The sequence below is a fragment of the Streptomyces cacaoi genome (assembly GCF_006539165.1).
Lineage (GTDB): Bacteria > Actinomycetota > Actinomycetes > Streptomycetales > Streptomycetaceae > Streptomyces > Streptomyces cacaoi.
In genome coordinates, this window is the sequence record NZ_BJMM01000011.1 from 34030 (window position 1) to 55940 (window position 21911).

The window sequence follows — 21911 nt, forward strand, 5'->3', positions numbered from 1 at the left end:
GCGGCCGTGCGGCCCGCCGTCCCCGCCCCGCAGCACCCGCGGCACGGCGACGAGGGCCGGGCGCGGGGTGGCCGCCGCCCGCCGACGACACCCGCCCAACGGACGGTCGGCACACGGGGAGGCGGCCGCACGCGAAGACGGCACCGGATCCGGGAACTAGCCGGGCCCCGGCGGCAGATGGACGGTCATGATCAGATGGCAGGTTCCGCTCCCCGCACCGCGGTAGGCGTGCGCGGTGTCGCCGTCGAAGGTGGCCGTCTCCCCCGCCCCGACGGGGTACTCGGCACCGTCGACCACGAGCACCATCTCCCCGGCCGTGACGCTGACGGTCTCCGTCACCCCGGCCTGGTGGGGGTGGCTGGCGTACTCCTCGCCCGGCTCCAGCGTCCAGCGCCACACCTCGGTGGCCGCCGGCCCCGCGGTCGTCAGCACGAGCCGGGCCTCGCTGCCGCGCTCCCCCCTCCACAGGGGCATGACGGCCTCCGCGCCGACGACCCGGACGCGCTCGGCCGAGCCGCCCTCCAGCAGGGCGGACACCGGGACGCCGAGGGTGTCGGCGAGGCGGACCAGGGTGGCGAAGTTCGGGTTGCCCTGCGCCTTCTCCAGGCCGACGAGCGCGCCCTTGCTGACCTTGGCGCGCCGGCCGAGTTCGTCCAGGGACAGCCCGGCGCGGACGCGGGCGGCCCGGACGTTGTACGCGAGCGTCCGCAGCGCCGCCTCGGGTTCGGCCATGTTCGCCCCTCCTGTCGGCCCGGTCGGACGGATCACCGCACTGAACCACACGGCGGTCCGGTTGACGAGCTCCGGTCGTTACGTTGTACGGTTCAGTCGTTCCATTGATACCACGGGGTGCTCCCGGACCCCCGGCCCGACCGCCCGCCGCGCCACGGCCCACGCCGCCCCGCGCCCCACCGAGCCGCCGAGCCGCCGAGCCGCCGAGCCGCCGAAGCCGCGAGCCCGCCGAACCCACCGCACCGCCCGGCTCCCCCGGCCACGGGAGGGCGGGCGCCGTCCCGAGGCCCTCCCGCACCCCGACAGCGCACCGAACGGACCGACCGACATGACCACCTTCCACCTCGCCCCCGCCGTCGCCGACGCCTTCCCCGACACCCTCGTCGCCGTCGTCGTCGCCACCGGCCTGCGCGGCCACGAGCCCTGGCCCGCCACCGCCGCCGCCATGGAGCACCTGGAGCAGCGGCTCGCCGACGGCGCCTGGCAGCCGGCCGACGAGAACGACCCGCGCATCGCCGCCTGGCACACCGTCTACCGGTCCTTCGGCACCAACCCCCGCCGGATCCGCCCCAGCGTCGACGCCCTCGGCCGGCGCCTCGCCAAGAAGGGCGCTCTGCCGCGCATCAACCCGGCCGTGGACTCCTACAACACCGTCTCCGTGACCCACGGCCTGCCCGCCGGCGCCTTCGACCTCGACCGGGTCGCCGGTGCCGTCACCATCCGGCCCGCCTCCGGCGAGGAGAGCTTCACCCCGCTCGGCGAGCCCGGCACCGTCGAACACCCCCGGCCCGGCGAGATCGTCTACGCCGACGACGAGGGCGTGCTCACCCGGCACTGGAACCACCGCGACGCGCACCGCACCCGCGTCACCGAGGACTCCGCCCGCGTCGCCTTCGTCCTGGAGACGCCGCACGCCACCCGCGACGGGGACCTCCTCGGGACGGCGGCCGGGGAACTGCGGGACCTGCTCGCCCCGCACACCGCGGAGTGCACCGTCCACCACCTCGACCCGGCGCGCCCGGACCTCACCGTCTGAGCGCGCCCACGCCCCGGGGCGTCCGCGGCGTGTCCGACGGGCCCGGCCCGGGGCACGGACGGCGGGAGCGGCCACAGCAGGACGTTGGCCGACGCCCCCGGCATTACGGGCTCTTGGGGCCCTCCCGCCCCAACGCCGCACCCCGCCCGCCAGGTTCGCGCGGGGCCCGGGGTGCCGGTACGGTCAGGGCGCATGACCAGCGCATCCACCCATCCGGAACACCACCGCATCAGCCCGGTCTTCCTCGGGCTCCTCGCGATCATGGCCGTTTCCGGATGGGCCGTCTGGTACGGCTTCGCCGACGTGACGGGCGTCTCCGTCTTCTTCTTCGTCGTCTCCGGCTGGATCGTCTCGCTGTGCCTGCACGAGTACGCGCACGCCCGCTCCGCACTGCGGGCCGGCGACGTCTCGGTCGGCGCCAAGGGATATCTGACGCTCAATCCGCTGCACTACACGCACGCGCTGCTGAGCATCGTGCTCCCGGTGATCTTCGTCATCCTGGGCGGCATCGGTATGCCCGGCGGCGCCGTCTACATCGAGCGGGGCCGCATCAGGGGGCGCTGGAAGCACAGCCTCATCGCCGCCGCCGGGCCGCTCACCAATGTGCTGTTCGCGGTGCTGCTGGCCGCGCCGTTCTGGCTCGACGCCGTCGACAAGGTGCCCGTCGCCTTCCGCTGCGCCCTCGCCTTCCTCACGCTGCTCCAGGTGACGGCCGCGCTGCTGAACTTCCTTCCCGTGCCGGGCCTCGACGGCTTCGGCATCATCGAGCCGTGGCTGCCGCCCCGGGTACGGCGCCAGGCGGAGCCGTTCGCACCGTTCGGCCTGCTGATCGTCTTCGGCTGCCTGTGGATCCCGCAGCTCAACGGCGTGTTCTGGGACGGCATCGACGCGCTGCTGCGGGCCATGGGCGTCACCGAGCTGGAGACCTTCCTCGGCCAGGAGTACTTCCGCTTCTGGCAGGGCGAGCCGACGAACGTCTTCATCCCCTGAGCGGCCCGGCCGGCAGGCGACGCCCCGGCCGCTGCTGCTCGCCCGGCCGACCACCGCCCCGGCCGACCGGCTACTGCTCCTGGGCCGCCGCCTGCGCCGTGGCCCGGTTCCTGCGGTGGTAGTACCACGCCATGTTGGACGTGAGCCCCGCGAGCAGCAGCCAGACGACGCCGATCCACCGGCCGTTCACAAAGGAGATCACCGCGGCGGCGACGGCGAGGACGCAGATCACGACGGCGTACAGGGCGAGGCCCCGGGGGGCTCGGGCAGGGGCTGGCATGCGGGGTCTCCAGTCGGCTGACGGTGCTGCGGTGCCGGCCCGCCGTGCGGCCACGGCACCCCGCCATTGTCCCCCCACCGGGGACGCCGCCCGCGCCCGGGGGCGCGTCCCGCGCGCCCGCGGTCCGGACCGGGCCGTGCCCGTCCGTGCCCGTCCGGACCCGTCCCGGCCACCTCCGGTCCGCCCCGCCGCGCCGGTCAGCTCCGGCCGGCCGCCCGCCGGGCCTGGCGGCGGCCGTAGACCACGTCGGCGACGGCCACCAGGAACGCCGCGACGACGAAGGCGATGGCCGCGATCAGGCCGTGGTCCAGCGCCGTCGCCCAGTCACCGCTGCTGGCCAGCCAGGCGAAGAAGACCGCGCCGACGGCCGCGATGCCCGCGGCCGAACCGATCCGCTGCCCGGTCTGGAGGACACCGCCCGCCGCACCGCCCTGGGCGACCGGCACGTCCTGGAGCGCGAGCGTCTGGTTCGGCGCGATCACCAGACCGGAGCCGAGCCCGGCGACCAGCATCGGCGCCACCAGCGCCCAGCCCACCGCGTCGCTGCGTACCGCGTCCACGGCGATCCCGGCACCGGCCAGCCCCAGCCCGACGAGGACGAGGCCGCCGGCCACCAGGGGACGGCCCACATGGTGGATGAAGCGTCCGCCGACGGCCGCGGAGATCGCCGAGCCGACCGCGAACGGGGTCAGCGAGAGCCCGGCCTGCAACGCCGAGTAGCGCATCCCGTTCTGGAGGAAGAGCGTGAAGATGAAGAAGATCGTGGTGAAACCGGCGAAGTAGAGCAGCCCCAGCAGCGCACCGAGCGAGTAGGAGCGGTCCCGGAACAGCCGCAGATCGACGACGGGCGCCAGGCCGCGGCCCCGGTGGCGCTTCTCCCACCACAGGAACACCAGCAGCAGCGCCACACCCAGCGGCTCCAGCAGCCACTTGCCCTGCCCGTGCCACTGCCGCTCCTCCACCAGCGGGAGCATGACCGCCACCACCCCGGCGCCGAGCAGCAGCACACCCACCGGGTCGAGGGACTGCCGGTGCTCGGGGTCGCTCTCCGCGCACACCGGCGGGACCAGCCGCAGCGCCAGCAGGAAGGCCACGACCCCGATCGGCAGATTGACGAAGAAGACCCAGCGCCAGCCCTCGGCGGCGCCGAACACCTGGATGAGCACACCGCCCAGCAGCGGCCCCACCGCGGTGGACAGGCCGATGGTGGAGCCCAGCATGCCGAAGGCCCTGCCGCGCTCGGCCCCGCGGAACAGCTGCTGGATCATGCCGGAGATCTGCGGGTTCAGCAGCCCGCCCGCCATGCCCTGCACGAGTCGCGCCACCACCAGCCAGCCCGTGGTCTGCGCGACTCCGCAGGCCACCGACGCGAGCGTGAACAGCACCAGACCGCCGAGGAAGGCGTTGCGCCGCCCGTAGGCGTCACCGAGCCGCCCCGAGGGCACGAGCACCAGCCCGAAGGTGAGCGCGTAGCCGGAGACCACCCAGGACAGCGCGGACTCCCCCGCGCCCAGTCCCTCCTCGATGGACGGCAGCGCGACGTTGACGATCGACACGTCCAGCAGGGCCATGAAGCCGACGACGAGGCAGACCGTGAGCGCCTTCCAGCGCCGAGGATCCGGTACGTACCCTTCCGGTCCGCCCGGTTGCCGCCCGGCCGCCGCCGGCTGCGTTCCCATCCGTGCCTCCCGTCGGCCCCCTGTCGGCCTGCCGTCGGTCTCCTGCCGGCGCACACCCGGCCGGGGCCGCGCCGGACACCGGCGGGTGCCCCGCGGGTGCCGTTCCACCCATCATGGGAGGCGACCGGCGCGCCCGCACCCGGGCGCCGGGCAGCGGCCGGGCCGTACCGCCGGGCAGGGGCGGCCCCTGCGGCCGGGCAGCCGCCGGGCTCAGGCCAGGTCGTCGAGGGCGGCGAGGATGTCGGACGGCTCGGCGCGGCGGCTGTAGTCGGGGTCGACGAAGGCCCAGCGGATCACGCCGGCGCGGTCGATGACGTAGCAGGCCGGGATCGGCAGGGTGCGCGCATGGCCCCCGTTCACCCGCTGGAGGTCGAAGCCGAACTCCTCGTACACCTCGGCGAGATAGCCGGGCAGGTCGAAGGCGAGCCCGTAGGCGTGCGCCGTACCGGAGCCGACGTCGCTGAGGACCGGGAACTCCAGCTGCTCCTTCTCCGCGAGGGTCAGCGACTCGTCCGGCACCTGCGGCGAGACGGCCACGAGCCGGGCGCCGCGCGCGGTGAAGGCCCCGAGGTGCTGCTGGAGTGCGCGCAGCGCGAGATTGCAGAAGGGGCACCAGGCGCCGCGGTAGAAGGTGAGGACGACGGGGCCCTCGGCGAGCAGGTCCGCGAGGGCGGTCTGCTCGCCGGTCGCGGAGGGCAGCCGGAACGCGGGGGCGGTGTCGCCCACGCCCGCGGCGCGGGCGGCCTGCCCGGAGGCGGCCAGCTCCCGGCCGGCGCGCTCCATCAACTCCCGTTTCCCGTCCGGGATGAGCTGCTCACCTTGCTGGAGGACGGCGCGCAGTTCGGCGGCGAGGCTGTCGGTCATACGGTCACTCTCCTCATGGGCGGACGGCAGCTCGTGGAAGGGCGCGGCGAGGGCCGGACGGGGCGGGCCTCCGGGCGCGGACGCGCGGGCCCGGGCTCCGCCGCGCACACCGTCGGCCATCAACTTGGAACGCACGTTTCAAGTTGATGGCACGCTACCAGTGCCCGCGCTATCTTGAAACCCTCGTTTCAAGAAGGCCGAGGAGGTACCCGACCGTGCCGGACGTCAAGCACTTCGACCCACAGGAGGCGCTGGAGCGCGCCGAGCGGGTCTTCTGGCAGCACGGCAGCGCCGCCGCCTCCGTGCAGGTCCTCACCGCCGCGACCGGGCTCAACCGCTCCAGCCTCTACGCCACGTTCGGCAGCAAGCAGGAGCTGTACCTCGCCGCCCTGCGCCACTACATCGGCACCACCTCGCACCCCGCCTTCCGCGCACTCGCCGAGGACGAGCGCGGACTGCCCGCCGTCCGCGACTTCTTCGACGGGCTGATCACCCTGCGCTGCACCGGCCCGTACGCCGGCTGGGGCTGCATGGTCGTCAACGCCCAGGCCGGCACCGAGAACGCGGACCCGCAGGTACGGGCCGTCCTGGCGGAGCACCACACCCAGCTGTGCGCGGCCTTCCGCACCGCGCTCGAAACCGCCCGCGCACAGGGGCAGTTGAGCCCCGACCTGCCCCTGGCCGAGACGGCCGAATCCCTCGCCCTGCTCGCCTACGGCGTGAACCTGCACTCCCGCTCCGGCGCCACCGCCGACACCCTGCGCCGCACCACCGCCCACACCCTGGACACCCTCACCCGGAAGGCTTGAGCCGGACGCCCCCACCCGGCAGCCATGAGCCGACACCCGACGAGGCCGCACAGGAGGTCTTCCACGCGCGGCCATCGGCAGGGGGCAGGCGGGCGGGTGGTGGTCACCCCCGGCCGTCGCCCCGGCCCGCCTGTTCCGCCAACTCCTCGGCCACGTCCCGCACTTGACGACGGGAGAGCTGCGGCTTGCCCGTCCCCGTGCTGAGGACGAGAGCCGAGGCGCCGGAGCCGTGCGAGGGCAGCGCGACCGTGGCGACCACGCCGTCTCCCCCGCGTCCGCCCGCCGGAGTGAGGACGGGGACGCCCGCACGAGCGGCGCCCGCACGGTCCGCGAAGGTGCGCAGCGCGGACATCGACAGCCCGGCGTCGTGCTGGATCTGCGGCAGCAGCACGGAGACCGCAGCGCCCTTCCCCACCGCGACGCTGTACAGCCGCAGCCGCCGCTCGCCCAGCGTCCAGCCGCAGTTGACGAGGGCGCCGTCCACCCGGGCCAGCGGGGAGCCGGAGTCGTCCGCCGTCTCCCCCGAGACGGAACCGGGCGCGGGCCGCCGGTCGACGCCGGCCGCGCGCAGGGCCGCCGGCATGTCGTACGGCACGGGGCAGGAGCGGCCCGGGTCCCGGGCCCACGCGCGGATCCGGGCGGGGCCCGGCGCCCGCGAGGCGGCGCCCGCCGGCTCCTTCCGCTCCCCGCCCTGCCGACTGTGCTCGTTCCGGTCGCTCAGGTCACTCCGAGCACTCCGCTCGCCGCGCCCGTCCTGGCGGTCGGCCGGCCCGTCGTCGCTGCCGTGCGAGGTCCCCATCTCCGAGAAGGCGGCCAGCACGACCGCCACCAGGACGGCCACCGCGAGCCCTCTCCTGCTCGGACCGGCGACGCCGCCCGTCCCCTTCCCCATCGCGCCTTGGTTCCTCGGTCGGTTCCGTTGTCGTCCGCCCCGGCGCCCGTTCCCGGCCGCCCGCGGACGTGTGCGGGGCCTCAGATGTCCGTGAGCCGCACGCCGGCGTGCGCCTTGTACCGGCGGTTGACGGAGATCAGGTTCGCGACCAGCGACTCGACCTGGTGCGCGTTGCGCAGCCGGCCGGCGAACACCCCGCGCATACCGGGGATCCGGGCGGCGAGCGCCTGCACGATCTCGCAGTCGGCCCGCACCTCGCCCAGCACCATCACGTCCGTCTCGATCTCGGCCACCTCGGGGTCGGACAGCAGCACGGCCGACAGATGGTGGAACGCGGCCGTGACCCGGGACTCCGGCAGCAGCGCAGCGGCCTGCTCGGCGGCGCTGCCCTCCTCCGGGACGAGCGCGTAGGCGCCCTTCTTGTCGAAGCCGAGCGGGTTGACGCAGTCCACGACGAGCTTGTCGCGCAGCTCAGTACGGAGCGACTCGACGGTCTTGCGGTGGCCCTCCCAGGGCACCGCGACGATCACGATGTCCGAGCGCCGCGCACACTCCGCGTTCTCCGCGCCCTCCACCCCGTGCCCGATCTCGGCCGCGGCCTGCTCGGCCCGCTCGGCCGCACGCGACCCGATGACGACCCGCTGTCCGGCGCGCGCCAGCCGGTAGGCCAGCCCCCGCCCCTGGTCCCCCGTCCCACCGAGGACGCCGACGGTCAGGCCGGAGACGTCCGGCAGCTCCCACGGGTCCTTCTTCGGAGCGGACCCGGCCGAGGAAGAGGCAGAAGAAGTCATACCCGAATCCTCCCACCACCCCACGACCCCCGCCCGCGCCGCCCACCGTGAAGGTGATCACTTTCGCCCGCTGCCCTGCTTTCCCTGCTGCTCGCAGTCCAGCTTGTCCGCCAACCGGGACGCAGCATGCTGGGCCAGCAGCCCGAACACCTCGTGTGCCCGGTGCGGCTCGTCGTTCAGCGGCGTGCCGTGCGCGCTGATGTCCAGGAGCATCCGGTCGTAGGGCAGAGCTCCGGGGCGTCCGGGATGTTCGCAGGGCACGACGACGACCGCCCCGTGACTCCACGTGGCAACGTCGTGTTCCCCCGGGTACTTCTTCGGCTTTTCACGGGTGTTGTGCTCCGCCACGCCCTCCGCCGGCGTGGACGGCGCGGCCGCGTCATCGGCCATGACCCATTCACCGGACACGTTGACCGCCACGTCCCCGTCCACGTAATACCGGCAACACGCCGCGACCACTTGCCCACTGAAGTCTCCGTCCGCGGACTCGATCGGCCGGGGACCGCATCGCCGTGGCTGCGCGTGATGACGACCATCGCGCCAGTGCGTACCGGCCCCCCTACGATGTGTCACCGGATCTCATCGTGCGTGCCGTACCGCAGTCAAGCGGCCGGGGGCGGGGCGGCGTTCACCTTCGTTGGCGTAGGGCCTCGTAGAGGGTGGCTGTGGCGGCGTTGGCGGCGTTGAGGGAGGTGGCTGTGCCCTGCATGGGGATGCGGACGGTCTGGTCGCAGTGGTCGCGCCAGGTGGCGGCCAGGCCGGAGGTCTCGTTGCCGACGAGGAGGAGGACGGGGCCGGTGAGGTCGGCGTCGAACAGGTCGGTCGTGCCGTGCTCGTCGGTGGCGATCGTCCGTACGCCGCTGCCGTCGAGCCAGTCGGTGACCGTGCGCGGTGAGGGGACGCGGACGGCGGGCAGGGCGAAGAGCGAACCGGTGCTGGCGCGGACGGACTTGGGGTCGTAGACGTCGGCGGCGTGGCCGGTGACGATCAGGCCGTGGGCGCCGAACGCGTCGGCGGAGCGCAGCAGCGAGCCGATGTTGCCGGGGCTGGTGGGGCGGTCGAAGAGGACGCCGAGGAAGTCGTCGGGCACCGGGATGCGGGAGAGGTCGTCGTCCGGCATGGCGACGACGGCGGTCAGCTCGGCGTCGGCGTCCTCCCGCTCGCTCAGCTCGGCGAGCAGCGCGGGGGCCATGGCCACCCGCTCGTCGGCGACGCCGGAGGCCAGCAGCTCGCGGGCCCAGTCGGAGAGCCGGCGGCCGTCGGCGTACAGCAGGGCGCGGACCGGCCAGCCGTGCTCGACGGCCAGGGTGATCGGCCGCACGCCCTGGACCAGGAACTCGCCGGCGCGGTGCCGCTTGGTCCGGTTGGTGAGCAGGGCCTGCCACTGCTGGAAGCGGGCGTTACGGCTGGTGATCCGCTGGTTCGTGCGCACCCGCCGAGGCTACCGGGGGCCGGTGGCGGTCCCGCGCAGCAGGTCGGCGACGGGGATACGGCGGAAGGTGATCGTCTCGTAGGCGCTGTCGTCGCCGGTCTCGTGGAGGAGGCCGACGGTCGCGTCGTCGAGGCGCACCAGGTCGGAGTAGGCGGCACGGCGCTCGTCGACGGTGATCCCGGTGCGCCAGGTGGTCCCGTCGTCCTCGCTGACGCGTACGGCCATCCGGTGCCGGGTCTCGGGGTGGGAGGGCGCGGACAGCAGGAGCAGGCCCTCCGCGCGCAAGTGCAGCAGGGCCGCCTCGACGACGGGCGCGATCAGCTCGGGGCGCGGTGCGAAGGGTGCGGTGAGGGTCACTCCGCCGTCGGCCGAGCGGGCGTCGGCGCGGTGCGCGGGGACGTCGGAGTCGTTGCGGGTGTTGAAGTAGACGGTGCCGTCGGGCAGTTCGGCGGCGGTGGTCTCGTTGACGTTGACGTACCCGTCCGGGGCGTCGTCCACGTAGCCGAGGCGCCAGGTGGCGCCCGCGTCGTCGCTCAGCAGGCAGTGGCCGCCGTTGTAGCGGCCCTCGGTGCCGTCGTGCGCGGGGTCCGTGGGCGGGAGGGAGTGGTTGGCGGGGACGACGACGCGGCCGGTGGACAGCTGGAGGGCGTGCCCGGGTGTGGTGGCGTACCAGCGCCACTCCGGGGCCTTGACCGCCTCGGTGATCTCACGTGGCGCGCTCCAGCTCGCTCCGGCGTCGTCGCTGTGGCGCAGCCAGACGCGGCGGCCGTCGGCCGGGGACACCTCGCCGCGGCGGATCCGCTCCTCGGTCGCCTCCGCGGCGCTGCACACGTACACCAGGAGCAGCCGGCCGTCCGCCAGCACCACGGGGGCCGGATTCCCGGCGGTGCCACGGGGGTTGGCGGCGACGACCGTCAGCGGGCCCCAGGTGCGGCCGCCGTCCGCCGAGCGTCTCAGGACGAGGTCGATGTCGCCGCTGTCCGCCGAGGAGTGCACCCGGCCCTCGGCGAAGGCGAGGACGGTGCCGTCGGGGGCGCGGACGCAGGCGGGGATGCGGAAGCTGGCGTAGCCGGCGGTGCCGGCGCGGTACGGGACGGAGGACTCGTAGGGCATGGAGCTGCTCCAACTGCCGTTCGTAGGATGTCCCTTGTCTTGTTTGTCTGTTGTGCACGGTAAGGAGGGCGCGGGGGTCCGTCAACTCGCCGGAGGAGACCGGTTTTCGTTGATCGCTATGCTGCGGACGGCGTCCGGCACGATCGTCGGACCGGTCGGTCGATCAGTGGGGGCGGCATGCGCGAGGCGGCCACGGCACGGCGGGAGCGGGTGCTGGCGACCGTGCGGGAACGGGGCGAGGTCCGGGTGGCGGAGCTGGCGGCCGAGTTGGAGGTCTCGGTCGTCACCCTGCGGCGCGATGTCGAGGAGCTGGCACGGCAGGGCAAGGTCAGGCGCGGTCACGGTGTCGCGCGCTCGCTGACCTCGGATCCGCCCGAGGCGGCGCGGCCCGGCACGCGCGGCGGCAGCGGCGGTTCCCAGGGCAGCGTCGGGCTGATCGTTCCGGAGCACCACTCGTATCTGTTCGAGGCGGTGCGCGGTGCGCGTGCCGTGCTGGAGGCGGCGGGCGTGCGGATGGCGATGCACATCGCACGGCATGTGCCGGGCGCCGAGCGGGACATGGCCCGGCAGGCGCTGGAGCAGGGCGCGGCCGGGCTGCTGATCGCCCCGCGCTGGCGCACCGCGCGGGCACCGCGGCTGGACGAGGACTGGCTGTGCGAACTGCCCGTGCCCGCCGTGCTGATGGAGCGCCGGCCCGCACCGGGCACCCCCCTGCACGCGCTCGATTCCGTGTGCAGCGACCACGCGTACGGCGCCCATCTCGCGCTGGACCATCTCGTCGGGCTGGGCCACCGGCGGATCGTGCTCGCGGCGCGGGACGACAGCCCCACGGCGCGCACGCTGCGCGCCGCCTTCGCCGGGTTCGCCGGGGAGCGGCCGGAGATCGAGAGCTGGACCGCGGTGCTCTCCTCACGGGCCACCGCGCCCGAACCGCCGCGGGAGCCGGTGGAGGGCTCGCTGGTGGATCTGGCGCCCGTGCTGCGCGAGCACGGCGCGACGGCGGCGGTGCTGCACGCCGACGTGGACGCCCTGATGCTGGTGCAGCAGCTGCGCGAGGCGGGCCTGCGGGTGCCGCGGGACGTGTCCGTGGTGGCCTACGACGATGTGGTGGCCGCGCTGGGCAGCCCGCCGCTGACGGCCGTGGCCCCGCCGAAGGAGGAGATCGGCCGGGTGGCCGCCGAACTCCTGCTGAGCCGGCTGAACCGGCCGCGTGGCGCGGCGCCCGCGCCGATACGCCGCACGGAGCTGCTGCCGGCCCTGAAGACGCGCGGTTCGACGGCGGCGCCTCCGGCCCGATGAGCGTCAACAACCGCCCTATTCTGATCGTTTGACCGATTCAGTTTCTTCTGATCGGTCCATTGACCCCTTCGCGACAGCCGATCAGGATGCCGGTGTCCCCTCCACGAAAGGAGGCACCGTGCCCGGCTCTCGCACGCGCACGCGAACCCGCAGCACGCGCACCGCGCTCACCACCGCCCTGGCCCTGGCGGGCCTGCTCCTCGGCACGGCCTGCACACCCGGCGGCGCAACCGCCGAAAGCGCGTCCGGCCCCGTCCATCTGACGTTCTGGTCGTCGCTGCGCGGCAGCCAGGAGGTGGTCGACGCGTTCAACAGGACGCACGACGACATCCACGTGGACTTCGAGCAGGTGCCCTCCGGCCAGCAGGGCGGCTACGCCAAGCTGAGCAACGCCGCCCGGGCAGGCAACGCCCCGGATGTGGCGACCATCGAGTACCCGCAGGTCCCGGGCTTCGCCATAGACGGTGTCGCCCGCGATCTGACGCCCTACATGAGCAAGCGGCTGCGCGCGAAGCTGCTGCCGCAGGCGCTCGCGCTGACCACCTTCGAGGGGCGCACCTTCAGCGTGCCGCAGGACGTCGAACCGATGGTCTTCCTCTACCGGCGCGACCTGTTCGCGAAGTACGGCATCGAAGTACCGCGCACCTGGGCGGAGTTCGAGGACGCGGCACGGGCCGTGAAACGGAAGGCGAAGGGCAAGCGGATCGCGACGTTCCCCACCGACGGCGGTCACCATCTGGCCGGCTTCGCCTGGCAGGCCGGCGCCCGCTGGTTCGACACCAGGGGCGGCCGGTGGACGGTGTCCATGACGGACGGTCCCACCCGCAAGGTCACCGCGTACTGGCAGCGGCTGATCGACGAGAAGCTCGTCTTCCTCAACCCGGTGGACACCCAGGCGGGCACCGCGCAGGTGGGCCGCAGCGAGGTCTTCGGGAAGCTGACGGGCGCCTGGGACGCGGGCGGGATGATGTCGTCGCAGCCCGGCCAGAAGGGCAAGTGGGGCGTGGCGCCGCTGCCGCAGTGGGACCCCAAACATCCCCGGGTGGGCACGCACGGCGGTTCGACGTTCGCCGTCACGAAGGACAGCGCGCACCCGCGGGAGGCCATGGAGTTCATCGAGTGGCAGGTCTCCAGCCCGGCCGCGTGGCGTGCCCGGCTCTCCAGCGGCATCAGCAGCCAGTACCCGGCGGTGCCCGCGCTGCTGCCGGTGCTGCGCAAGGCCATGGACACCCGCTACTTCGCCGGGCAGGACATCTACGCGCTGTTCGACCGCGAGGCCCGGCACATCTCGCGCCGCTGGACGTGGGGGCCGCGGATGACCGCCACCCTGAAGACGGTGCAGGACGGGCTGGCCCGCGCCGGGGACGGCGAGGGCACGGTCCTCGGCGCCGTCGAGGAGGGGCAGCGCTCCACGATGCCCGATCTGAAGTCCCTCGGCCTGGACGCACGGGAGGGCTCGCGGTGAGCAGCACGGACTCCACGGCGCCGGTGCCCGGGCGCCCGCCCGGCCCCGCCCGTCCGGCGGCGGCCGGACCGCAGACGGCACACCCGCCGGGAGCCTCCGGCGCGGTACCGGCGGACCGGCCCGGCGCCCGCACCCGCCGCTGGGCGCGCCGCCGGCGACTGGGCGCCTGCGCGGCCCTGATGGGCCCGTTCTTCGTGCTGCTCGTCGCCGTCTTCCTGGTGCCGGTGTGCGCGGCGGTGTGGCTGAGCTTCTTCAGCGACGACCAGCCGGGGCTCGGCTTCGGCCCGGAGCGCACCGTCTTCGCGGGGCTGCGCAACTTCGAGGCGGCGCTGACCGATCCGACGTTCCTGTCCGGGCTGGGCACGGCCGCGCTGTACTGCGTCGTCTACATCCCGCTGATGGTGCTGTGCGCGCTGGCGCTGGCGCTGCTGCTGGACTCGGGCGCGGTCCGGCTGCGGCGCACCGCACAGCTCTCGCTGTTCCTGCCGCACGCGGTGCCCGGCATCATCGCGGCCATCATCTGGCTGTATCTGTACACGCCGGGCCTGAGCCCGGTGATCGACCTGCTGCACCACGCCGATGTGCGCGTCGACTTCCTCGGGGTGCGGATGGTGCTGCCGTCGATCGTCAACATCGCGATGTGGAGCAACCTCGGCTACAACGTGGTGATCTTCTACGCCGCGCTCCAGGCCGTGCCGCGCGAGGTGACCGAGGCGGCCGTGGTGGACGGCGCCGGGCCGGTGCGCACCGCGCTGTCGGTCAAGGTGCCGCTGGTGCGCGGTTCGGCGGTGATGGTCACGATGTTCACGCTGATCTGGTCGCTCCAGCTGTTCACCGAGCCGATGCTGCTGAGCCAGGCCACACCCGTCGTCGGCAGCCGCTACACGCCGAACATGTACATCTACGACGCGGCCTTCACCCGCAACAACTACGGCCTGGCGGCCGCCGCTTCGGTGGTGCTCCTCGTCGTCACGATCGCCCTGTCCTACGGCCTGAGCCGCTGGAGCAACCGCACGGCCGACACATCCGAGGGGGACTCCGGTGAGCGCTGAGACCACGGAGCGCACACGGCGCACGGCCCGGGACCGGCGCACCGCGCGGCGGCACGGGCGGCCCACGCTGCTGGGCCGCGGCGCCGTCAACGCGCTGGTCGGGCTGTCCGTGCTGTACACGCTGCTGCCCGTGCTGTGGCTGCTGCTGGCGTCGACGAAGAACCGGGACGCCCTCTTCCGCAGCGATCTGTTCTCCTCCGGCGACTTCTCCCTGGCCCGCAACCTGTCGGACCTGTTCGCCATGGAGGGCGGGATCTACGGCCGCTGGTACGTCAACAGCCTGCTGTACGCGGTGCTGGGCGCGGCCATCGGCGCCATGGTCAGCGTCGCCTGCGGCTACGCCTTCGACAAGTACCGGTTCCGGCACAAGGAGAAGCTGTTCGGGCTGGTGCTGGCCGGGGTGATGGTGCCGCCGACGGTGCTCGCACTGCCGCTGTATCTGATCGCGTCGAAGACCGGCCTGGTGAACACGTTCTGGTCGGTGTTCATCCCGGTGCTGTTCAACCCGTTCGGGGTCTATCTGGGCCGTGTCTTCAGCCAGGGCTATGTGCCCGGCGAGGTGCTGGAGGCCGCCCGGGTGGACGGCGCGGGCGAGCTGACGACGTACTTCCGGGTGGCGCTGCGGATGCTCGGCCCCGGCCTGGTGACGGTCTTCCTCTTCCAGCTCACCGCGATCTGGAACAACTTCTTCCTGCCGATGGTGATGCTCTCGGACCAGTCGCTCTTCCCCGTCAGCCTGGGGCTGTACGTGTGGAACAGCTCCGCCGTCGTGACACCGGACTACTACCCGCCCGTGATCGCCGGTTCGCTGCTGGCCGTGCTGCCGCTGATCGCGGCGTTCGTCCTGCTCCAGCGGTACTGGAAGTCCGGACTGACCGCGGGCAGCGTCAAGTAGCCGCCGCCGGACGGCAGTCCGCCACCGGTCCGCCACCGCAGCCGACCCGCAGAACCAGGAGAGCAATGCCCACTCCCCCACGTGCCGCACTCGCCATGGATCCCCGCGCCGCCGACGCCGTACTGCGGCCCGCCGCCCGCCGCCGGCTGGCCGCCCTCACCGATCTGGCCCCCGGCGTCCTCGACGACCTGACCACCCCGGCGGCCCGCGCGCTCCTCGCCGACCGGGACGTGCTCGTCACCGGCTGGGGCTGCCCCCCGCTGGACGAGGGCGTGCTCGCGGCGGCCCCGAAGCTGCGCGCCGTCGTGCACACCGCGGGCAGCGTGCGCGGACACGTCACGGAAGCCTGCTGGGAGCGGGGCATCGCGGTGTCCTCGGCGGCCGTCGCCAACGCGCTGCCCGTCGCCGAGTACACCGTCGCCATGATCCTGCTGGCGGGCAAGCGGGTCCTCCAGGCCGCGCGGGACTTCCACCGCGACCGTGCACGGCGGGACTGGCTGCACCCGGACCCCGCACTGGGCAACCACCGGCGCACGGTCGGCATCCTCAGCGCCTCGCTGATCGGCCGCCGGGTCATCGAACTGCTGCGCCCCTACGATCTGCGGGTGCAGCTCCACGACCCGTATGTGAGCGCCGCCGAGGCGGCCGAACTGGGCGTGCGGCACGTCGGGTTGACGGAGCTGTTCGCCACCTCGCACCTCGTCAGCGTGCACACCCCGCTGCTGCCGAGCACCCGCGGCCTCGTCGACGCGGACCTGCTGGCGGCCATGCCGGACGACGCCGTCCTCCTCAACACCGCACGCGGAGCCGTCGTCGACCACGAGGCGCTCACCGCACAGCTGTGCTCCGGCCGGATCCGCGCCGTCCTGGACGTGACGGAACCGGACGTGCTGCCGCCCGGCCACCCGCTGTGGGACTGCGAGAACGTCCTGCTCACCCCGCACCTCGCCGGTTCGCAGGGCAACGAGCTGGACCGGCTCGCCGAGACGGCCCTCGCCGAGGTCGAACGCTGGGCCCGCGGCGAAGGCTTCGCCCACCCCGTGCACCCCGACCGCCGGGAGCTGCTCGCATGACCCACCTCCGACTGCCGCCCGAGGACCGGGAGACGAGCCCGTACACCGGCTGGACCCGGGCCCACTGGGAAGCCGTCGCCGACGGCATGCTGCGCGCCGCCCTGCGCTGGGCGAGCCCGCGCGGCGCCCTGCTCGATCTGCCGGGCCGCCCGTCCGTCTCCGGCGTGCGCTCCGACGGCCTGGAGGGCTACGCGCGCACCTTCCTCGCCGCCGCCTTCCGCACCGCCGGGGCCGACGGCGCCGACCCGGCCGGTCTGCTGCCCCGGTACGCCGAGGGCCTCGCCGCCGGCACCCTTGCCCCCGGCCGGGACGACGCCGAGTCCTGGCCGCTGATCCTCGACCACACCGTGCAGGGCCAGCCCATGGTCGAGGCCGCTTCCGTGGCGCTCGGGCTGCGGCTGACCCGGCCCTGGCTGTGGGACCGGCTCGATACGGGCGTCCGGGACCGCGCCGAGGAATGGCTGCGCGGCGCCCTGCGGCACACGCCCGCGCCCAACAACTGGTACCTGTTCCCGCTGTCCGTCGCCGGTTTCCTGGAGTCCGTGGGCCGCGGGGACGCCGAGACCTCCGCCGCGCTCGCCCGCGGCCTGGAACTGCTGGAGAGCTGGTGGCGCGGCGACGGCTGGTACACCGACGGCGACGGCCGCGCCTTCGACCACTACAACGGCTGGGCCCTGCACCTGTACCCCGTCCTGCACGCCCGGCTGGCCGGCGACACCTCCCTGCTGGAACACCTCGGGCCCCGGCTGCGCGCCCATCTGGACGGCTACGCCCTGCTGTTCGGCGGCGACGGCGCCCCCGTCCACTTCGGCCGCTCCCTCACCTACCGGTTCGCCGCGGGCGCCGCCGTCGCCCTCGGCGCGCTCACCGGATACACACCGCTGCGCCCCGGCGTCTCCCGCCGGCTGCTGAGCGGCACCCTGCGGCACTTCCTCGACCGCGGCGCCCTCGACCCCGACGGGCTGCTCACCCTCGGCTGGTACGGCCCCCACACGCCCACCCTCCAGCGCTACTCGGGCCCGGCCTCGCCGTACTGGGCGAGCAAGGGGTTCGCCGCGCTGCTCGTCCCGCCCGGCGACCCGCTGTGGACCGCGCCCGAGGAGGCCGCGCCCGCCGAAGGCCCGGACACCGCCCGCGCGCTGCCCGCGCCCGGGCTGCTGATCCAGACGACCCGCGCCGACGGCCTCGCCCGGCTGCACAACCACGGCAGCGACCATCTGCCACCCGGCGGGGCGGAGCACCACGGCGACGCCGACCCGCTCTACGCCCGGCTCGCCTACTCGACGGCGACGGGCCCCACGGCGGCGGACAACGTGCCCGACAACCACCTCGCCCTCGCGCCACCGTCCCACCCGGACGCGTGGAGCGCCCGTCTGCGCATCCATCCGCTGGGCGCCTGGTCGGCACCCGACGGCACCTGGGGCTGGGCCGCCTCCTGGCACCGCCCCGTCCTGCCCGAGGGCACCGTGCAGCTGCCGGGCCTGCGGGTGGAGAGCGTCACCCTCGTCCACGGGCGCTGGGAGGTGCGGGTGCACCGCGTCCTCGGCGCCCCCGCCGGCACCCGCCTCCGCCTGACCGGCTGGGCCTCCGGCGACGTCCCCACCCGCCTCCACCCCCTGCACGGACTGGCCCGTGCCACGCCCCTGCGCGCCCCGCACGGCACGGCCTTCACCCGGTGGGTCACCGTGCCGGCGCTGGAAGGGACGGTGACCGGCACCGGCATCTGCGCGGCGCTCGCCGCACTCGGCGAGGACTCCGGGAACACCGGCGAGGACGGCCCGCTCCCCCACCTCACCACGGCCCCGGACGGCACCCCGACCGTCACCGTCTACTGGCCCCCGCACCCCGGCCCCGGCGGCCAGGCCCCGCCGGTACGGGTGCGCTTCGCGCCCTTCGTGGTGGAACCGGTGGCACCGGCGTGACCGGCCCTACCGCCGCCCGCTCACTCCCCGCGCTCCTCGCCGCCACCGGACGGGCCGCCGCCGGACGCACCACCACCGGCCGCCCCGCCCCCGTCGCGCCAGCGCGGATCGTTCTCCCACTGCTGGGTCCGCTCCCGTGCGGACTCCAGCGCACGCTCGGCCTCCTCCCGGCTGCCGTAGGGGCCCAGCCGGTGCTTGCCCGGGGACTGCGGGCCCTCCTCGACCTGACCGGTGTCCACGTTGAAGAACCAGTCCCCCGGCTCACCGACCGTCTTCCGCTTGAACAGAGCCATACGGCCATGCTCCCGCACCCCCGCGGACCGCGCAGCACCCGGTGGCCCCCAGGTCTAGACTCGCTCGCATGTCTGGCCAGTCACTCCTAGTCCCCGGCACGATCTCCCCACCCCGGTCCGTGCCCGCCTCGATCCCCCGCCCCGAGTACGTCGGCAAGCCCGCACCGACGCCGTACGACGGACCCGAGGTGCAGGACGCCGAGACGGTCGAGAAGATGCGGACGGCCTCGCGGATCGCGGCCCGCGCGCTGTACGAGGCGGCGAAGCACATCGCGCCGGGTGTGACCACCGACGAGCTCGACCGCGTCGCCCACGCCTACATGATCGAGCACGGCGCCTACCCGTCCACACTCGGCTACCGCCAGTTCCCCAAGTCCCTGTGCACCTCGGTCAACGAGGTCATCTGCCACGGCATCCCGGACTCCACGGTGCTGCGCGACGGCGACATCGTGAACCTGGACGTGACCGCGTTCCACGACGGCGTGCACGGCGACACCAACGCGACGTTCCTGTGCGGGGACGTCGACGAGGAGTCGCGGCTGCTGGTGGAGCGGACGCAGGAGTCGCTCAACCGCGCGATCAAGGCGGTCAAGCCGGGGCGGCAGCTCAACGTCATCGGCCGCGTCATCGAGTCGTACGCGAAGCGCTTCGGCTACGGCGTGGTCCGCGACTTCACGGGCCACGGCATCAACACCTCGTTCCACTCCGGCCTCATCGTCCCGCACTACGACGATCCGCGGGCGACGACCGTGATGCGGCCGGGGATGACCTTCACCATCGAGCCGATGCTGACCCTCGGTACCTACGAGTGGGACATGTGGGAGGACGGCTGGACGGTCGTCACCAAGGACCGCAAGCGCACGGCCCAGTTCGAGCACACCCTGGTGGTCACCGAGTCCGGCGCCGAGGTCCTCACGCTGCCCTGACCGCCGCCGCGCACGAGCCGGCGTCCCTCCGCACGGGGCGCCGGCTTTTTCCTGCCCGGCGGCGAGGAACGCGCGGGCGGTTTTCCCGACAGGGCGTCGGGATCCTCTTGACTTAGGTAAACCTAACCCGGAGGATCGGGCACACAGCGAGACCGGTCGCACTCCCGTGCGGTCCGCAGACACCCGCTCTGTCACACCTGGGAGCCCGCCTTGACCTCCACCTCCCCCCGGCCCACCGCGACCCCCGACGCGACGGCGTTCTCGGCCCGCATCCGCACCGCCTCCCACGAGCAGCACACCGAGGCCGAGAGCTCCACCTTCATGAGCGACATGCTCGGCGGCAGGCTCGGCGTGGAGGCGTACACCCGCTACACCGAGCAACTGTGGTTCATCTACCGCGCGTTGGAGGAGTCCGCCGCCGCGCTGGCCGACGACCCCGTGGCCGGCCCGTTCCTGAGCGACGGCCTCTTCCGGCTCCCCGCCCTGCGCCGCGATCTGGACCATCTGCACGGCGGCTCCGCCTGGCGCGAGACCCTCGACCCGCTGCCCGCCACCGCCGCCTACGCACAGCGCATCGCCCGGGTCGCCGCCGAATGGCCCGGCGGCTACGTCGCCCACCACTACACCCGCTACCTCGGCGACCTCTCCGGCGGCCAGATCATCCGCGGCACCGCCGAGAAGACCTGGGGCTTCGCCCGCAAGGGCGACGGCGTGCGGTTCTACGTCTTCGACGGCATCGGCAACCCCGCCGCTTTCAAGCGGGAGTACCGCGCCCTGCTGGACGCGCTGCCCACCGACGAACTCGACAAGCAGCGCATCATCGAGGAGTGCAAGCGCGCCTTCGCCCTCAACACCGCCGTCTTCCACGAGCTGGGCGCCCGCTTCCGCCACACGGCGTGACCCCGGGCCCGCGCAGGCACACGCCTCCACGGAGACCGGCGGCCCCGCACGCCTTTGCAGTTGCTTTCTCCGTGAGTGCGACCGGACACCACGCGTCACGGTCACCGCGCCCCGGGCGGACGGCAACCGCCCGTGCTGCCCCGTGACGCGCCCCGCCCCCGCACGCCGGAAAGCCTTTGCGAGGGTTCGGAGCGGCGCCGACAATGGGACACGGCAACGTCAACCGGCGGTCGCCGACGAGAGTTTGCTCATTTGCGGGGGAGGAACACCGACATGTCGCACGTCGAGATACCGGGGGCCCGGGTGCCCATTCGGATGTGGGCGGATCCGGGCACGGTGGAGGACGCGGCGCTCCAGCAGCTGCGGAACGTGACGACGCTGCCCTGGGTCCAGGGGCTCGCCGTGATGCCCGATGTGCACTACGGGAAGGGCGCCACCGTCGGCTCCGTCATCGCGATGAAGGACGCCGTGTGCCCGGCCGCCGTGGGGGTCGACATCGGCTGCGGGATGTCCGCCGTACGGACGTCGCTGACGGCGAACGATCTGCCCGGCGATCTCTCCCGGCTGCGTTCCCGGATCGAGGCGGCCATCCCCGTCGGCTTCCATCTGCACGACGAGCCGGTCGACCCCCGCCGGGTGCACTCGATGCCGACGGCCGGCTGGGACACGTTCTGGTCCCGGTTCGACGGTGTCGCCGAGGCGGTGCACTTCCGCCGGGAGCGCGCGGCCAAGCAGCTCGGCACGCTGGGCGGGGGCAACCACTTCGTGGAGGTGTGCCTGGACACCGAGGAGCGGGTGTGGCTGATGCTGCACTCCGGTTCGCGCAACATCGGCAAGGAGCTGGCGGAACACCACATCGGCGAGGCACGCAAACTGCCGCACAACCAGGGCCTGGTGGACCGGGACCTCGCGGTGTTCGTCAAGGACACCCCGCAGATGGCCGCCTACCGGCACGACCTGTTCTGGGCCCAGGAGTACGCACAGCGCAACCGCGCGCTGATGATGGGCCTGCTCCAGGACGTGGTGCGCAAGGAGTTCAAGAAGGCCAAGCCGCTGTTCGACGAGACGATCTCCTGCCACCACAACTATGTGGCGGAGGAGAGCTACGAGGGGATGGATCTGCTGGTCACCCGGAAGGGCGCCATCCGTGCGGGCAGCGGGGACCTGGGCATCATCCCGGGCTCCATGGGCACGGGTTCGTACATCGTCCGGGGCCTGGGGTCCGCGGCGTCGTTCAACTCGGCCTCGCACGGGGCCGGCCGGCGCATGAGCCGGAACGCGGCGCGTAAGCGGTTCTCGGCGCGCGATCTGGCCGACCAGACGCAGGGCGTGGAGTGCCGCAAGGACGCGGGCGTCGTGGACGAGATCCCGGGCGCCTACAAGCCGATCGAGCAGGTCATCGACCAGCAGCGGGATCTGGTCGAGGTGGTGGCCAAGCTCCGGCAGATCGTCTGCGTCAAGGGGTAGC

General features: G+C 73.6%; 22 protein-coding genes. 12 read left to right on the forward strand and 10 right to left on the reverse strand.

The genetic code is table 11. The features are described 5' to 3' along the window. Positions 1-156: 156 nt before the first annotated feature. Positions 157-732, reverse strand: a complete 576-nt coding sequence (locus tag SCA03_RS13110; protein WP_030879966.1) for a helix-turn-helix domain-containing protein — start codon at positions 730-732, stop codon at positions 157-159. A 328-nt stretch (positions 733-1060) separates the two neighbouring features. Between SCA03_RS13110 and SCA03_RS13115 the strand changes: the two genes are divergently transcribed. Next, a complete protein-coding gene (locus SCA03_RS13115) occupies positions 1061-1768 on the forward strand; it encodes a B3/B4 domain-containing protein (RefSeq protein WP_030893058.1) in 708 nt (235 codons plus the stop codon). 192 nt (positions 1769-1960) lie between these two features. Next, entirely contained in the window at positions 1961-2758 is a 798-nt protein-coding gene (locus SCA03_RS13120) for a site-2 protease family protein (protein ID WP_030879972.1), read from the forward strand. 70 nt (positions 2759-2828) lie between these two features. On the opposite strand, the gene SCA03_RS13125 is transcribed toward SCA03_RS13120, so the two are convergent. The 3 genes from SCA03_RS13125 to SCA03_RS13135 all read right to left on the reverse strand — a co-directional run bounded on the left by SCA03_RS13125 (position 2829) and on the right by SCA03_RS13135 (position 5581). After that, positions 2829-3038, reverse strand: coding sequence for a hypothetical protein (locus tag SCA03_RS13125; RefSeq protein ID WP_030879974.1), 210 nt, complete (start codon positions 3036-3038; stop codon positions 2829-2831). Between the two features lie 197 nt (positions 3039-3235). Beyond that, the gene (locus tag SCA03_RS13130; RefSeq protein WP_030879976.1) at positions 3236-4717 is read right to left on the reverse strand and encodes an MFS transporter; all 1482 of its coding nucleotides are present in this window, start codon (positions 4715-4717) and stop codon (positions 3236-3238) included. A 210-nt stretch (positions 4718-4927) separates the two neighbouring features. Continuing rightward, the gene (locus tag SCA03_RS13135) at positions 4928-5581 is read right to left on the reverse strand and encodes a peroxiredoxin-like family protein (RefSeq protein ID WP_086815228.1); all 654 of its coding nucleotides are present in this window, start codon (positions 5579-5581) and stop codon (positions 4928-4930) included. Between the two features lie 215 nt (positions 5582-5796). Between SCA03_RS13135 and SCA03_RS13140 the strand changes: the two genes are divergently transcribed. After that, positions 5797-6390 (forward strand): TetR/AcrR family transcriptional regulator, encoded by a 594-nt coding sequence (locus SCA03_RS13140; protein WP_030879987.1) that lies wholly within the window; start codon positions 5797-5799, stop codon positions 6388-6390. Positions 6391-6493: 103 nt separating this feature from the next. On the opposite strand, the gene SCA03_RS13145 is transcribed toward SCA03_RS13140, so the two are convergent. From SCA03_RS13145 to SCA03_RS13165, 5 genes are all read right to left on the reverse strand, one after another. Continuing rightward, entirely contained in the window at positions 6494-7282 is a 789-nt protein-coding gene (locus SCA03_RS13145; protein ID WP_086815227.1) for a hypothetical protein, read from the reverse strand. Between the two features lie 80 nt (positions 7283-7362). Beyond that, positions 7363-8073: an NADPH-dependent F420 reductase gene (gene npdG, locus SCA03_RS13150; RefSeq protein ID WP_141275384.1), complete on the reverse strand. Its 711-nt coding sequence runs from the start codon at positions 8071-8073 to the stop codon at positions 7363-7365. Positions 8074-8130: 57 nt separating this feature from the next. Further along, positions 8131-8493 carry a hypothetical protein gene (locus tag SCA03_RS13155; protein WP_141275385.1) on the reverse strand — a complete coding sequence of 121 codons (363 nt, stop codon included), beginning with the start codon at positions 8491-8493 and terminating at the stop codon, positions 8131-8133. Positions 8494-8701: 208 nt separating this feature from the next. Continuing rightward, positions 8702-9505: a TrmH family RNA methyltransferase gene (locus tag SCA03_RS13160; protein ID WP_030880000.1), complete on the reverse strand. Its 804-nt coding sequence runs from the start codon at positions 9503-9505 to the stop codon at positions 8702-8704. A gap of 9 nt (positions 9506-9514) precedes the next feature. Continuing rightward, positions 9515-10618 carry a sialidase family protein gene (locus SCA03_RS13165; RefSeq protein ID WP_086817976.1) on the reverse strand — a complete coding sequence of 368 codons (1104 nt, stop codon included), beginning with the start codon at positions 10616-10618 and terminating at the stop codon, positions 9515-9517. A 177-nt stretch (positions 10619-10795) separates the two neighbouring features. On the opposite strand from SCA03_RS13165, the gene SCA03_RS13170 reads away from it, so the two are divergent. The 6 genes from SCA03_RS13170 to SCA03_RS13195 all read left to right on the forward strand — a co-directional run bounded on the left by SCA03_RS13170 (position 10796) and on the right by SCA03_RS13195 (position 18324). Then, complete coding sequence (locus SCA03_RS13170; protein ID WP_086817975.1) at positions 10796-11917, forward strand: substrate-binding domain-containing protein; 1122 nt, start codon at positions 10796-10798, stop codon at positions 11915-11917. 118 nt (positions 11918-12035) lie between these two features. Continuing rightward, the gene (locus SCA03_RS13175) at positions 12036-13382 is read left to right on the forward strand and encodes an ABC transporter substrate-binding protein (RefSeq protein ID WP_086817974.1); all 1347 of its coding nucleotides are present in this window, start codon (positions 12036-12038) and stop codon (positions 13380-13382) included. Between the two features lie 23 nt (positions 13383-13405). Then, a complete protein-coding gene (locus tag SCA03_RS13180; RefSeq protein WP_051846741.1) occupies positions 13406-14434 on the forward strand; it encodes a carbohydrate ABC transporter permease in 1029 nt (342 codons plus the stop codon). Positions 14435-14501: 67 nt separating this feature from the next. Beyond that, on the forward strand, positions 14502-15329 hold the full coding sequence (locus SCA03_RS13185; RefSeq protein ID WP_051856413.1) for a carbohydrate ABC transporter permease: 828 nt from the start codon (positions 14502-14504) through the stop codon (positions 15327-15329). 65 nt (positions 15330-15394) lie between these two features. Continuing rightward, entirely contained in the window at positions 15395-16402 is a 1008-nt protein-coding gene (locus SCA03_RS13190; protein ID WP_030880018.1) for a hydroxyacid dehydrogenase, read from the forward strand. Further along, entirely contained in the window at positions 16399-18324 is a 1926-nt protein-coding gene (locus tag SCA03_RS13195) for a DUF2264 domain-containing protein (RefSeq protein WP_086817973.1), read from the forward strand. The genes SCA03_RS13190 and SCA03_RS13195 overlap by 4 nt, the downstream gene beginning before the upstream one ends. A gap of 20 nt (positions 18325-18344) precedes the next feature. Here the strand turns inward: SCA03_RS13195 and SCA03_RS13200 are convergent, their stop codons facing one another. After that, the gene (locus SCA03_RS13200; protein WP_030880023.1) at positions 18345-18617 is read right to left on the reverse strand and encodes a hypothetical protein; all 273 of its coding nucleotides are present in this window, start codon (positions 18615-18617) and stop codon (positions 18345-18347) included. Between the two features lie 68 nt (positions 18618-18685). Here SCA03_RS13200 and map point away from each other — a divergent pair, with 68 nt between their 5' ends. From map to SCA03_RS13215, 3 genes are all read left to right on the forward strand, one after another. Next, positions 18686-19543: a type I methionyl aminopeptidase gene (map, locus tag SCA03_RS13205; RefSeq protein ID WP_030880024.1), complete on the forward strand. Its 858-nt coding sequence runs from the start codon at positions 18686-18688 to the stop codon at positions 19541-19543. A gap of 210 nt (positions 19544-19753) precedes the next feature. Further along, positions 19754-20443: a biliverdin-producing heme oxygenase gene (locus SCA03_RS13210; RefSeq protein ID WP_086817972.1), complete on the forward strand. Its 690-nt coding sequence runs from the start codon at positions 19754-19756 to the stop codon at positions 20441-20443. 273 nt (positions 20444-20716) lie between these two features. After that, a complete protein-coding gene (locus SCA03_RS13215; protein WP_030893025.1) occupies positions 20717-21910 on the forward strand; it encodes an RtcB family protein in 1194 nt (397 codons plus the stop codon). Position 21911: the final 1 nt, after the last annotated feature.